This is a genomic window from Pseudoneobacillus rhizosphaerae, from assembly GCF_917563885.1.
In the GTDB taxonomy this organism is placed as follows: domain Bacteria; phylum Bacillota; class Bacilli; order Bacillales; family Cytobacillaceae; genus Pseudoneobacillus; species Pseudoneobacillus rhizosphaerae.
Genome location: NZ_CAKJTG010000011.1, coordinates 35,779 through 49,263 on the forward strand (window position 1 = coordinate 35,779; position 13,485 = coordinate 49,263).

Below are 13,485 nucleotides of genomic sequence, written 5' to 3' on the forward strand. Positions count from 1 at the left end.
AATCAAAGAGGGGTATTATGCAATTAAATCGATTAGTTGAATTTCACAAAACAATGGGTGACCCAACTCGGCTTCGAATACTTTCCTTACTATCAAATGGACCCCTTCATGGTCAAGCAATTGCTGGAAAACTAGGTTTAACAGCTCCGACCATTACCCATCATTTAAAAAAATTACGAGATATCAATGTAGTTTTTGAAAGAAGAGACAAAAACACCATTTACTTTAATTTAAATCATTTAGTTGTTAAACAACATTCTGAAGCACTGAAACAGCTTATGGAAGGAAAGGAAATAAGTATGGTTGATCAAAGTGATGAAAAGCAGAAGATTATTGCGAATTTTTTTACGAAAGATGGCAAGTTAAAAACAATTCCTGCTCAGCGTAAGAAAAAACTAATGGTTTTCGAACATTTAATAAAAGGGATTGAAAAGGGTAAAAAGTACGAGGAAAAGGAAATTAATGAGTATATTTTGCAATTCCATGACGACTATGCAACCATCCGACGAGAATTTATCATTAATCATTACATGTATCGAGAAAATGGTATATATGAACTTAATCCAGTAGAAATGTGGGCAAAAATTGAAGGCTAATATTAAGATAAACTCAAACCTAAGAAGAGCATCCTCTTAGGTTTGAGTTTATTTTTTTAAACTAGAGTTTGTACTACTACTTTAATAAAATCATCTATGGAATGGATTTCCTTTTTTGATTTAATAAGTAATTTACCTAAATCTATTGTTTTTCGTTTCACTAGTAATCTCTTATCGATATCTTGGATACTATCAAGATCGGCAACATGTGCGAGACCGATTGTTCGACGAATTAATTCACAGCCCGCAAAACCTAAAGCGTCTTGGAAAAATTTCTGAATGACAGCATCGAAAAATCCAGGTGCATAAGAAAGGGGCTCTTGGTTTTCAGTATTCCACAACTCTGAATACTGGTCGACAAATACATTCCAGAAAGTTTCAAGATGTTCTTGTATCTCATGAATTTTCTCTTCATTTGCCAATGCTTGAAACAGTAGATTAGCAAATACTTGACCAATGTCAAATCCTCCAGGTCCATAAAACGCAAACTCAGGATCAATTACTTTTGTTTCAGTAGCATTTGCAAATACACTTCCCGTATGCAAATCCCCATGTAGAAGGGCCTCACCCTCAGTTAAGAAGCTTTTTTTCAAAAGGGCTACATGAAAAATGAGCTCCGCATCCTTCCAAATACTTTCTACAGCTGAACGAAGTTCCGGTTCAAAGGAATTTGTTGGTGAGTCTATAAAAGGGTCAGTGAAAATTAAATCTTCTGTAATTTTACAAAGCTCTGGGTTAATAAATTGGCGTTGAAGTTCTTTTTTCTCAGATTGGTTAACGCCAAAATCTGAAGTAAAGAATAACGTTTTTGCTAAATATTCTCCTAGATGTTTAGAAAGTAATGGATATTTTTCTCCGCGAATTAATCCAGTTCTTGCGATGGATAGGTGGGACAAATCATCCATCACGGTAATGGCAAATACATCATCCGTAAAGTGAACAACAGGAACATATTCGGGTGCAATTTTTCCAAAAATTTTTAGAGCATCGGCCTCAATTTTGGCTCTTTTTAGTGTTAGTGGCCAGCTTTCGCCTACAACCTTTGCATAGGGAAGCGCTTGTTTAATGATAATACCTTGACGTGTTACTGTATCTGTAACACGAAACACAAGGTTTAAATTACCATCGCCAATTTCTGAACATGAAAGTACAGCATTTTCTGAGAAGATTCTCATTTTAACAGCTAGAGTGACAGCTAAGCTTTCTGTGAGTGGTTGATATTCTTTAGATGAAAATAGTGTCATTTTTTCCATTCCTCCTGTTGGTTTGGAGGCTTTTAAAATTTGCATTAAAAAAGCCTCTTTCTCATGTGAAAGAGGCTTGAAGAAACAGTCTTCGCACCTCTTATCTTTCAGAAAGGTAGAATCTAATATTCTTTCCTTCTGTTGGAATTAGCACCGTGCCTAAATAGTATGAAAGACGGTAATGCATCATACATTCATTAAAATAATTAGGTCGGTTGCTGGGCTTCATAGGGCCAAATCCCTCAGCCATCTCTTGATAAGAGAAAATTATGATATTTAACTTTTGTCCATTGATAACGATTTTATCAGCGTAAGTTTTGATTTGTCAATATATTTTAAACTATTTAACTTTTGTATAGATTTGGTTTTCGATCATCAAAAACAGGTATCGTGTTTCTGACATTTTTTACTTTTTCTAAATCAATTTCTCCGCAAATGATCTCTTCTTGTTCGGAACCTTCAGCAATTATCTCGCCCCAAGGATCAATAATTAACGAATGGCCAGCAAAAACATTGCTTGGATTAGAGCCAGAGCAGTTACAAGCTATTATATAGCATTGGTTTTCAATGGCTCTCGCAGTAAGTAAAGTTTTCCAATGATGTAATCTAGGTAACGGCCATTCAGCTACAACGAAAATAGCTTCGGCACCGTTGAGGACATGAGTTCTCATCCATTCTGGAAAGCGGATATCATAGCAAATTTGACCAGCAAATGTGTAGTTATTTAGAGAAAATAATCCTTCCTCCTTCCCAGCCTTTAGGTGAAGATGCTCATCCATGAGCTGGAATAAGTGTAGCTTGCTATATTGGTGAACTAACTCGCCATGTTGATTCACGACAAGTAGTGTGTTGTAGATTCCATCCTCTTGCTTTTTAGCAATGGAGCCACCTACAAAATGAACATTGTATTGTTTTGCTTTAGTTCGAAAGAAATCGATGGTTTCTTGCGCATTTGTATCACCAATGTCTGGTAAATTAGCTAAATCATAGCCTGTCGTCCATAACTCAGGAAAAACGATTACCTCAGGATTTTGTCGCATCGCCTCTTCAATTAGCCTCTCAGCCTTCTGGAAATTTGCTACTGGATCACCAAAAACTATATCCATTTGAATTAAAGCAATATTTAATTTCAATCCTTCCACACCTCTCAAATAGAAAATTAAAATTATTCTTTACAATCTGTTAATAACCATATATCATTTGTGACTAGATTTTCAAATAAAATTTTTCTAATGAACCGCATTAACGTACTGGGGGACAGTCCTGTAGAACGTTAATGCGGTAAAACGGTAATATATCGAGGGACTGTCCCCCAGTACGTTAATTTGTTAAAGCAGGTGAATGGGATGAAGGTTTTTTCGCAGTCTGAGTTGTTAAATAGTTTGCCGAAACAGTTTTTTGCTTCTCTTGTTAAGAAGGTTTCTAGGTATGTGGCAGAAGGGCATGATGTAATTAATTTAGGTCAAGGTAATCCTGATCAACCGACCCCTGACCACATTGTGAAGAAATTGCAGGAAGCGGCAGCTAATCCGTTAAATCATAAATATTCTCCGTTTCAAGGACACAAATACTTAAAACAAGCAGCCGTTAATTTTTATGCACGAGAATATGGAGTTGATTTAGATCCTGAAAAGGAAGTTGCTATTTTGTTTGGAGGTAAGGCGGGTTTAGTTGAAATTCCTCAATGCTTACTAAACCCAGGAGATACCATTTTAGTTCCGGATCCGGGTTACCCTGATTATTGGTCTGGAGTTGCACTTGCCCAAGCGAATATGGTGACAATGCCTTTGACAGAGGAAAATGATTTCTTACCGGTTTATGAAAATATCGATTCTGCTGATCTCGATAAAGCAAAATTGATGTTCCTAAACTATCCCAACAATCCTACAGGAGCGACAGCAACTCCTGAATTTTTTGAAAAAACGGTAGAATTGGCTAATAAAACAAACCTCTGTGTGGTGCATGACTTTGCCTATGGGGCTATCGGGTTTGATGGTCAAAAACCGCTAAGCTTCCTTCAAACGCCAGGGGCAAAGGAAATTGGTATAGAGATTTATACACTATCAAAAACGTTCAATATGGCTGGATGGCGAGTTGGCTTTGCTGTCGGTAATCCTAGTGTTATTGCTGCATTAGAATTGTTACAAGATCACTTATATGTGAGTATTTTTGGGGGTATTCAAGAAGCCGCAGCAGAAGCCTTAAATGCATCTCAAGAATGTGTGACTGAATTAAACAATTTGTATGAATCGCGTAGAAATGTCTTAATAAATGGATTGCAATCAATTGGTTGGAATGTCACTTCACCAAAGGGTTCATTTTTTGCTTGGCTTAAGGTTCCTAGTGGATATACTTCAGAAGAGTTTGCTGACTTTTTATTAGAGAAGGCACATATTGCTGTGGCACCCGGTATAGGATTTGGAACTTTCGGTGAGGGCTACGTTCGAGTTGGACTACTATCCTCTCATGAGAGACTGGAAGAAGCTGTTCGAAGAATTCAAGCATTAGATATTTTCTAATAAATTGGATTGACAGAGTGGCAAAATCATGTCATAATCCAAATTAATTTATTAAACAATTTAAACAATGTGAAAATTAAATAAACGATTTTCTTATCAAGAGCAGGTGGAGGGACTAGCCCAATGAAGCCCGGCAACCGATTTTATGAACCTTCATAAAGCACGGTGCTAATTCTTGCAGCACAAGGCTGATAGATAAGAGGACGTTAGTTTGTCATGCTAACCTCTTCTTATTTGAAGAGGTTTTTTATTTGTTTGTTTGAAAGGAAGTTTTTACAATGAATGAAATAATCGCAACTTATAATTTAAAAGACATAAAAGGAAATCCTCTTAAAAAAGCAGAGGAAATTGCTCTAGGATTAACGGTAGGGTCTTGGACTGACTTACCAGAATTAGAACAAACTCAATTACAAAAGCATAAAGGAAAGGTAGTATCTGTTGAAGAAATATCTGATACGGAAGGAGAGGCTCTTATAAAAGTTGCCTATCCACAGCTGAATTTCTCAGCAGACCTTCCAGCCATCCTTACAACCGTATTTGGAAAACTGTCATTAGATGGAAAAGTAAAACTAATAGACTTAGAGTTTCCCGAAAGCTTAAAAAAGTCCTTTCCTGGCCCTAGATTTGGCGTAGAAGGGATAAGGGGAAAACTCAATGTTTTTGATCGTCCACTACTAATGAGCATTTTTAAAGGGGTAATTGGTCGGAACATTGATTATTTAGCTAATCAACTATCTTCGCAGGCTTTAGGGGGAGTAGACATCGTAAAAGATGATGAAATCCTCTTTGAAAACCATTTGACACCTATGGAAGAACGTATACAAATTGGAAAAAGGGTTTTAACAAATACCTTTGAGTTAACTGGGCATCGAACCTTATATGCTGTTAATTTAACAGGCAGATCCTCGCAGCTAAGAGAGAAGGCAAGGAAAGCTGCAGAGCTTGGTGCTGACCTTTTATTGTTTAATGTCTTTGGCTATGGGTTAGATATTTTACAAGAACTACGTGAAGATGAGGAAATTGGTTTACCGATAATGGCACATCCGGCTGTAAGTGGATCCTTTCTATCATCTGACAACTATGGATTCTCTCATTCTCTCATACTTGGAAAATTGTTGCGGTACTCAGGTGCAGACCTTTCCTTATTCCCATCACCTTATGGATCGGTTGCATTAGAAAAGGAAAAAACATTATCTATTAAGCATGAACTTTTAAAAGATGATGAATTCTATAAAAAGTCGTTTCCTGTCCCATCTGCAGGAATTCATCCTGGGCTTGTTCCATTATTAATGAATGATTTCGGTATAGAATCTGTCATAAATGCTGGAGGTGGTGTTCATGGTCATCCTGGTGGTGCCATTGCAGGTGGGAAAGCCTTCCGACAAGCCATTGATGTTCATTTGAATGGCCAGACATTAGTAAACGGCTCAGAGACGAACCCTGAATTAAAAACAGCAATCGAGCTATGGGGATATAAGGAGGTTTATTCCTAATGAGTAGACCCGTTATTTATTGCGACTTTGACGGTACAATAACCGAAAAAGATAATATTATCGCCATTATGAAGGAGTTTGCTCCACCAGATTGGGATGCTTTGAAGGATAAAATTCTTTCCCAAGAAATTAGTATTCAAGATGGAGTAGGGCAGTTATTTGCTTTACTTCCTAGCTCCTTAAAGGATGAAATCATCCAATTTGCCCAAAAGCAAGCTGTTATTCGAGAGGGTTTTAAAGAACTACTGCAGCTCGTTAAAGAAGAAGATATTCCTTTTTATGTGGTTAGTGGGGGAATTGATTTTTTCGTCCATCCAATCTTAGCGCCTTTTGGTTCTTTTTCAGAGATTTTCTGTAATAGTGCTGATTTTTCAAAAAGTAAAATCGAAATCCTTTGGCCAAATGCTTGTGATGACAAATGTCAAAATGGATGTGGTTGTTGTAAACCAAGTGTGATTAGAAAGTTAAAAAGTACTGATGATTTAACAATAGTGATTGGTGATTCCGTCACAGATTTGGAAGCTGCCAAACATGCTGATTTAGTTTTTGCTAGAGAATACTTAGCGGAAAAATGTGATTCACTTGGAATCCCTTATTATAAATTCGAAACCTTTTTCGATTGTATAGAGGTAATCAAACAGTTGAAAGGAGTTGGAAAAGCAAATGTTAAATGAAAGATGGAACGAGTTAGCAGACGTGAAGGATGAGTTAGCTGAACGTGATTGGTTCATGGGTACAAGTGGGAATCTAGCCATCAAAGTACAAGATGATCCTTTACAATTTTTAGTAACAGCTAGTGGAAAAGATAAAAGGAAGCGAACAGACGAGGATTTTCTTTTAGTAGACCAGTATGGCCATCCTGCTGTTCCGACACACTTAAAGCCATCAGCTGAAACCCTATTACATGTTGAAATTTATCGTAAAACAAATGCTCTTTGCAGCTTACATGTCCATACGATTGATAATAATGTGGTCTCGGAAGTTTATGGAGACGCAGGTGTTGTTACCTTCCAAGGTCAGGAAATCATTAAGGCTTTTGATAAATGGGAAGAAGATGCGATACTACGAATCCCTATTATTAAAAATCACGCTCATATCCCTACCTTAGCTAAAGAGTTTGCTGAGCATATCCATGGTGATTCTGGGGCAGTGTTAATACGCAACCACGGGATTACCGTTTGGGGGAGAACGGCGTTTGAGGCAAAGAAGATTTTAGAGGCATCAGAGTTCTTATTTCGCTACCAATTAAGATTGTTAGAACATAAACCGTTTCAGCTTTTTAAAGTAGTATAAAAAATTTATCAAATAGAGGAGAGATAGTAGATGGCATATATTTATTTTCAAGAAGACGGTACAGAAAACCATAATCAAGAAGAGGTTTTGGCGTTCTTAAATAGTCAAGAAGTTATTTATGAGCATTGGGACATTACTAAGCTACCCGCAAATTTACAAGAAAAGTTCTTATTAACTGATGAAGAGAAAGCTGAAATTCTTGCAACTTTTGCAACTGAGATTGCTACCATTTCAGAAAAAAGAGGTTATAAGGCCCAAGATGTAATTGCTTTATCAGAAAATACACCAAATCTTGAAACACTTTTAGTTAATTTCCAAAAGGAACATCATCATACGGATGATGAAGTTAGATTTGTTGTAAGTGGACACGGTGTTTTTATCATTCAAGGCAAGGATGGCTCCTTCTTTGAGGTGCATTTAGAGCCAGGAGACCTGATTTCTGTTCCACCTAATATACGTCATTACTTTACATTAAAAGAAGATCGTAAAGTAGTAGCCATCCGAATCTTCGTTACAACAGAAGGCTGGGTTCCAATCTACGAAAATGAAGAAACAACGGTATAGAAAATTTTGCCCTACCATTAGAAAATGGTAGGGCTTTTTGTATATTTTTGGTAAAAGTTTTTTGTCGAATAAATAGGACCTTTGTCGGAGAAAAATGTCGAATTTACTGGTAATAATAGAACTTTTGTCTATTATTGCGAATCTATTTACAATTTGGTAATTTCTTGTCATAATCTTTCAATACAGAGCATTATTATTCATAGTCGTTTTGGCACAGATTATAGTCATTGATACATGATTAAATTTACGGATTATTTATTTGTTATTTATAGGTATATAGTTTGAAAGAATAACACTTTTATTTAGTAAATGGACTGTTGACTAGGGGGAAAGAGAGTTGTACCAGACAGAGTTGAACAAGTATTCTAATCGAATGCTAGATGAGATTAATTTAAAAAGAGAAATGATGATTAAATCGGCTAAAGCTACTGGGTATACAAGTAAAGAAACCATTTTCTATAGCCAAGAGCTCGACAAGCTTATTTTTGAATATCAATGTACCTTTCGTAACGAGCACAAGCCAAGTAAACCCTTAAGAAATTGTTTTCATCAAATGTTAGTCTGGCCCATAGCTTCTTTATCTTCAGAAATCATATATATATAAAATTGGAAAAAGGACTAAAGTTTTAACTTTAGGTCCTTTTTTTGTATTTGTTAATAATAACGCACAAATTTATAAACGGGATGAGAAATTCATTTATTAGGCGAACTAGTGTGATTTTTATCATTGTTTATATCTCAATATTTCTTATAGTATAATTAGTGGTTAATTTTAACTGCATAGGGTTTTTATACAACATAATTTAACATCATCATAGGGTATTCATCTAAGTAACTTCACTTCTAAGATTTACTATTCAAGGTGAAAATTCAACAAATATTCAGTCATACTAAAATGGACAATCTTTATTTTCATCGTTTGTACTATGCTTATGTTGCGAATCATATATCGTAATAAAAGCATTTTCCAATATTATCGAAAGCAAACGCTTTCAGGGAAAACCTACAATAAGGAGGTCAACTTCTACATGCACATCGTTGTCTGTGTTAAGCAAGTACCAGATACAAAAATTATTAAAATTAATCCGAAAACTAACACACTTGACCGTCGTAGTGCGCCAGCCATTTTAAACCCATATGATGCACATGCCGTTCAAGAGGCTGTTAGACTTAAAAAACTAGTCGGTGGCACAGTCTCCGTAGTATCAATGGGTCCTCCACAAGCAACTGCGATCATTAAGAAAAGCGTTGAAATTGGAGCAGATGAAGGTTATTTAATATCTGACCGTGCCTTCGCAGGTGCAGATACTCTGGCAACAAGTTATGCCCTGTCAAAAGCTCTTGAACGAATCGCCAAAATTAAACCTATTGATATGGTGATTTGTGGAAAGCATGCTATCGATGGAGATACTGGCCAAGTAGGTCCAGGTATTGCTAGACGTCTAGATATTCCACCTGTTACTAATGTTATTGAAGTGACAGAAGTTATTGAAAAAGATAAAAAGGTTGTAATCAAACGAAAATTAACAAGTGGATATGAAATCATTCAAGCTCAACTTCCATGCTTGTTAACAGTTGAAAAAGAAATTAATGAAGTAGAATATTCTCCACTTCCCAACATGATAAGAGCTGCAAAATATGAATCCATTATCTGGACAGTTGCAGACTTAGAAAATGTCGACAAAGTCCAACTTGGATTAAAAGGTTCACCAACCATTGTTGGAAAAATGTTCTCTCCGCCAAAGCCTGAAGGTGGTATCAGACTTGAAGGGACGGCAAATGAACAAGTCAATAAACTTATGGATCTTTTAATGGAGAAAAAAGAGCTCTTTACCTTACAAACTACAAAATAATCATTCTTTATTTGCGAATGAGGAGGGTCTTCTATGAATCTGTCAGAATACCAAGGGGTTTGGGTATTCATTGAACAAAATGAAGGTGAAATTGAAGGAGTTTCACTTGAATTATTAGGTGCTGGTAGAACGCTAGCTGATAAATTGGAAGTTCCACTTGCTGGAGTATTACTTGGAGATGGAGTTCGTTCTTTAGCAAATCAAGTGGTCTATTACGGTGCAGACGAAGTATATATCATTGATCATCCTGTACTAAAAGACTATCGAACGGAGTCTTATATGAAGGGTGTTATTGAATTAGCTGAAAAGTATAAACCAGAAATTTTCCTTTACGGAGCTACTCCAAACGGAAAAGATTTAGCGAGTGCGGTTGCAACAGATTTAAGTACTGGTTTAACGGCGGATACAACGATGCTAGATATCGATTTAGAGAACCGCTTATTTGAAGCAAGTCGTCCTGCTTTTGGTGGAAATATCATGGCCACGATTCTTTGTAAAAAGCATCGGCCACAAATGGCCACTGTACGTCCAAAAGTAATGAAGGCCTTAGAGGTTGACCATACTCGAATAGGAAAAATTATTGAAGAAACCATTTCCTTAAAAGAAGAGGATATGCGTACAAAAGTGATACAAATTGTGAAGGATGTATCAAAGAAAGCAAACCTTGCGGATGCCCATGTTATCATTTGTGGTGGAAAAGGAATGGGAGATTTACAGAATTTCCAATTGCTTTATTCTCTTGCGGATTCCATTGGAGCAAGTGTCGGGGGCACACGTGATGTTGTCGAAGCAGGATGGCTACCACATCACTTACAAATCGGTCAAACAGGTGAAACAGTAACGCCTAAGATTTATTTTGCTGTAGGATTATCTGGCGCTATACAGCATACTGTGGGGATGAAAAACTCTGAAATCATTATCGCAATCAATAAAGACCCTAATGCACCAATTTTTGATGTAGCTACCTATGGAATTGTAGGAGACGCTATGGAAATTTTGCCAAAATTAATTGAACAATTCAACGAGTTAAAGAATCATACAGGTGGTGAATTGAGCTATGTCTGAAAAATTTGATGTTATCGTCGTTGGAGCTGGCCCCGCGGGTTCAGCATGTGCTCTTACCTGTGCACAAAGTGGTTTAAAAGTGTTATTAATTGAACGTGGTGAATACCCTGGTAGTAAGAACGTTATGGGTGGCGTTTTATATCGGAAGCAGATGGAAGAGCTTATTCCTGAATTTTGGAAGGAAGCACCACTTGAAAGGCCTGTAATCGAGCAACGTTTTTGGATGATGGATAAAGAATCAGTCGTTTCGTTTGGCTACAAAGGCCTTGAATGGGCCGAGGAGAACAACTATAACAACTTCACAGTTCTTCGTGCTCAATTTGATCAGTGGTTTGCTAGTAAGGCAGTTCAGGCTGGTGCCTTATTAATCAACGAAACAGTCGTTCTAGAATGTATTGTTGAAAATGGGAAAGTCGTTGGGGTGCGTACAGACCGTCCAGACGGCGATATTTATGCTGACGTTGTTGTACTAGCAGATGGGGTTAACTCTTTACTCGGAAAGCAATTAGGCTTCCATAAAGAATTCCGTCCTGACGAAGTTGCATTAACGGTAATGGAGGTTATTAACCTTCCAAAAGAAAAGATTAATGATCGATTTAACCTATCAGACAACCAAGGATGTACGATTGAGATATTTGGGGATTCAACAAAAGGTAATTTAGGTACAGCATTCCTATACACCAATAAGGATAGTTTAAATATCGGTGTAGGTACCACTTTGTCTAGTATGATCAAGGCGAAACTAAAACCTTATGATCTGCTAGATTACTTGAAAAATCACCCAATGGTAAAACCACTCATTGAAGGGGGAGAATCGGCAGAGTACCTTGCCCATCTTATCCCTGAAGGTGGCTATCGCTCCGTTCCTAAAGTAGCTGGTAATGGCGTAGTATTGATTGGAGATGCCGCTCAACTTGTTAACGCTATTCATCGTGAAGGTTCGAACATGGCGATGTCTTCTGGTAAGATGGCAGCTGAAACGATTATTGAGGCTAAACACCGCAATGACTTCAGTGAATCCAGCCTAAACCTTTACCGTGAAAAACTTTATGATAGCTTTATCATGAAGGATCTTGAAAAGTATAAAGATGCCGCCCATACGTTTGAAAAGTATCCTCAATACTTCAATGAGTATGTTCCAATGATGAATAAGGCAATGAGCAAGTTCTTCACCGTGGATGGAACGCCAAAACGTGATAAGCAAAAAGAAATTATGAAGAGTATTACAAAAGAAAGAGGCGTCATTAACGTAGCGAAAGATATGTATCGCGCATGGAAGGCGGTGAAATAATGTCTACAAAAACACTTGAAGAAAAACAGTATTTAATCCGTTTTAAGTGTGACACGAAATCCCATTTAACGGTATTAGACCATGATGTTTGTATGACACAATGTCCCGATAAAATTTGCACGGTATTCTGCCCAGCTGAGGTTTATAAATGGGAAGGAACAAGGATGCAGGTTGGCTATGAAGGGTGCCATGAGTGCGGTAGCTGCCGAATCGGCTGTCCTTATCAAAATATTAAGTGGGAATATCCAAAAGGTGGGCATGGAATTGTGTTCCGTTTGGCTTAAATAATTAGAAAAGCTACTGAATTCATTTGGATTCAGTAGTTTTTTTGTGTTAATGAATTTTTGATAAATATATATAAGGAAAAAATATAATTTAAGGATAACAACATATGTATATGTTTTCACAAAATGGAGTAAAAAAAGGTGAAGCTAAAAAGGGGAATATTAAGGGGGTTAACTTATTTTCTCTTGTCTAATAGAAGAAATAACCGCATCATCTCTTCCGTATAATTCCAGTTCGCATGAAACTTCAATTGCTTTTTCCATCGATTCAAAACAATCCGAAACATAATAGGGCTTTTCCCATGTATATGATCCTTCTACGTCTGCGGGGAACAAATAAACTTGCCATTGATAATCTTCTTCAGGTAAATATATTACTTTTCCTTGTAAAGCCACAAGCCAATGTGTAGCCTGGAAGGTATCATCTGTTTGTCTTTGAAATGATGTTAGTGCTTTTCGGTCATTGTTACCAATTGGGATTAAAGATTTTGGATAAAAATCGCGATAATCAGGTTGGTTCATTATGAAACCTCCTCAAAGTTAGTACTTCCTATATTTATTATATGTGATGTTATGAAATAATTTATCAACTAATTGTTAAAATTTTTCGAAAATTTTATGACAAATTATCTTACAAAAATAAAATCATACGTTGCTATTGTGACAAGAATCACAACTTAATAGTAATTCTCCTACTATACTTACCATATACAAATCGGAAAGGGTGTATGAAAATGCAAGGATGTATGAGTGGATTCAGCGGTATGGAACCTGTTGAATTAAGTGAAGGATTAGCTCAACTAAAAAGTGAGCATCCACCACTTTTAGAGAAACTAGATGGCCTGTATGAACTTACACAAAAGGTTGATCAAGAAATAAACCTAGAAGATTCTTTTTCTAAACTAATTGAAGATGTAAAGATTTTTATTTCTGAATTAGAACCTCATTCAGATAGAGAAGAAGGTGTGTTATTTAGAATGATGGAAAAATATACAGGAGTAGGGACTGGTCCTATCGCTGTAATGGAATATGAACATGACCAAGCTAAAATGTTTATTGGTACCTTCCTAGAAAAAGCGAATCGAGAGGAATCATTATCAGTTGAAATTCAAAAAAAATATGCACAATTAATTCAAAATGCTTATTTTACTCTAACTGAGCATTTTGCGAAGGAAGAGAACGTGCTTTTCCCAATGGCAGAAAGAATGCTTTCTGATGATGAAAAAGAAGAGCTATTAATTAGAATTAGAGAAATATAATAGCGAGAGCATGCCTATCATTGG

Annotated in this window: 15 protein-coding genes and 2 riboswitches; of the genes, 12 read left to right on the forward strand and 3 right to left on the reverse strand. The window is 36.6% G+C overall.

The window, feature by feature from the left end:
- Positions 1 to 17: 17 nt before the first annotated feature.
- Positions 18 to 596, forward strand: a complete 579-nt coding sequence (locus LRP83_RS11445; RefSeq protein WP_230496824.1) for a DUF2087 domain-containing protein — start codon at positions 18 to 20, stop codon at positions 594 to 596.
- Positions 597 to 652: 56 nt separating this feature from the next.
- On the opposite strand, the gene mtnK is transcribed toward LRP83_RS11445, so the two are convergent.
- Together mtnK and LRP83_RS11455 are read right to left on the reverse strand one after the other, a co-directional pair.
- Positions 653 to 1,840 (reverse strand): S-methyl-5-thioribose kinase, encoded by a 1,188-nt coding sequence (gene mtnK / locus LRP83_RS11450; RefSeq protein WP_230496929.1) that lies wholly within the window; start codon positions 1,838 to 1,840, stop codon positions 653 to 655.
- Positions 1,841 to 1,937: 97 nt separating this feature from the next.
- Positions 1,938 to 2,103: riboswitch (SAM riboswitch) on the reverse strand.
- Positions 2,104 to 2,184: 81 nt separating this feature from the next.
- On the reverse strand, positions 2,185 to 2,973 hold the full coding sequence (locus tag LRP83_RS11455) for a carbon-nitrogen family hydrolase (protein ID WP_290369539.1): 789 nt from the start codon (positions 2,971 to 2,973) through the stop codon (positions 2,185 to 2,187).
- 213 nt (positions 2,974 to 3,186) lie between these two features.
- Here LRP83_RS11455 and LRP83_RS11460 point away from each other — a divergent pair, with 213 nt between their 5' ends.
- From LRP83_RS11460 to LRP83_RS11505, 10 genes are all read left to right on the forward strand, one after another.
- The gene (locus LRP83_RS11460; protein WP_230496825.1) at positions 3,187 to 4,359 is read left to right on the forward strand and encodes a pyridoxal phosphate-dependent aminotransferase; all 1,173 of its coding nucleotides are present in this window, start codon (positions 3,187 to 3,189) and stop codon (positions 4,357 to 4,359) included.
- Positions 4,360 to 4,449: 90 nt separating this feature from the next.
- A riboswitch (SAM riboswitch) is annotated at positions 4,450 to 4,561 on the forward strand.
- Between the two features lie 76 nt (positions 4,562 to 4,637).
- Positions 4,638 to 5,852: a 2,3-diketo-5-methylthiopentyl-1-phosphate enolase gene (locus LRP83_RS11465; protein WP_230496826.1), complete on the forward strand. Its 1,215-nt coding sequence runs from the start codon at positions 4,638 to 4,640 to the stop codon at positions 5,850 to 5,852.
- Positions 5,852 to 6,526: a 2-hydroxy-3-keto-5-methylthiopentenyl-1-phosphate phosphatase gene (locus LRP83_RS11470; protein ID WP_230496827.1), complete on the forward strand. Its 675-nt coding sequence runs from the start codon at positions 5,852 to 5,854 to the stop codon at positions 6,524 to 6,526. Before LRP83_RS11465 ends, LRP83_RS11470 begins: the two co-directional genes overlap by 1 nt.
- The gene (locus LRP83_RS11475; RefSeq protein WP_230496828.1) at positions 6,516 to 7,145 is read left to right on the forward strand and encodes a methylthioribulose 1-phosphate dehydratase; all 630 of its coding nucleotides are present in this window, start codon (positions 6,516 to 6,518) and stop codon (positions 7,143 to 7,145) included. The genes LRP83_RS11470 and LRP83_RS11475 overlap by 11 nt, the downstream gene beginning before the upstream one ends.
- A 30-nt stretch (positions 7,146 to 7,175) precedes the next feature.
- Positions 7,176 to 7,709, forward strand: coding sequence for a 1,2-dihydroxy-3-keto-5-methylthiopentene dioxygenase (locus LRP83_RS11480; protein WP_230496829.1), 534 nt, complete (start codon positions 7,176 to 7,178; stop codon positions 7,707 to 7,709).
- A 337-nt stretch (positions 7,710 to 8,046) separates the two neighbouring features.
- Positions 8,047 to 8,313, forward strand: coding sequence for an aspartyl-phosphate phosphatase Spo0E family protein (locus tag LRP83_RS11485; protein WP_230496830.1), 267 nt, complete (start codon positions 8,047 to 8,049; stop codon positions 8,311 to 8,313).
- Positions 8,314 to 8,737: 424 nt separating this feature from the next.
- The gene (locus LRP83_RS11490) at positions 8,738 to 9,562 is read left to right on the forward strand and encodes an electron transfer flavoprotein subunit beta/FixA family protein (RefSeq protein ID WP_230496831.1); all 825 of its coding nucleotides are present in this window, start codon (positions 8,738 to 8,740) and stop codon (positions 9,560 to 9,562) included.
- Between the two features lie 33 nt (positions 9,563 to 9,595).
- Positions 9,596 to 10,627 carry an electron transfer flavoprotein subunit alpha/FixB family protein gene (locus LRP83_RS11495; protein WP_230496832.1) on the forward strand — a complete coding sequence of 344 codons (1,032 nt, stop codon included), beginning with the start codon at positions 9,596 to 9,598 and terminating at the stop codon, positions 10,625 to 10,627.
- Entirely contained in the window at positions 10,620 to 11,918 is a 1,299-nt protein-coding gene (locus LRP83_RS11500; RefSeq protein WP_230496833.1) for an FAD-dependent oxidoreductase, read from the forward strand. The genes LRP83_RS11495 and LRP83_RS11500 overlap by 8 nt, the downstream gene beginning before the upstream one ends.
- Complete coding sequence (locus tag LRP83_RS11505; protein WP_230496834.1) at positions 11,918 to 12,202, forward strand: ferredoxin family protein; 285 nt, start codon at positions 11,918 to 11,920, stop codon at positions 12,200 to 12,202. The genes LRP83_RS11500 and LRP83_RS11505 overlap by 1 nt, the downstream gene beginning before the upstream one ends.
- 171 nt (positions 12,203 to 12,373) lie before the next feature.
- Here the strand turns inward: LRP83_RS11505 and LRP83_RS11510 are convergent, their stop codons facing one another.
- Positions 12,374 to 12,724 carry a hypothetical protein gene (locus LRP83_RS11510; RefSeq protein WP_230496835.1) on the reverse strand — a complete coding sequence of 117 codons (351 nt, stop codon included), beginning with the start codon at positions 12,722 to 12,724 and terminating at the stop codon, positions 12,374 to 12,376.
- A gap of 212 nt (positions 12,725 to 12,936) precedes the next feature.
- On the opposite strand from LRP83_RS11510, the gene LRP83_RS11515 reads away from it, so the two are divergent.
- Complete coding sequence (locus LRP83_RS11515) at positions 12,937 to 13,461, forward strand: hemerythrin domain-containing protein (RefSeq protein WP_230496836.1); 525 nt, start codon at positions 12,937 to 12,939, stop codon at positions 13,459 to 13,461.
- The last annotated feature ends 24 nt before the right edge of the window (positions 13,462 to 13,485 follow it).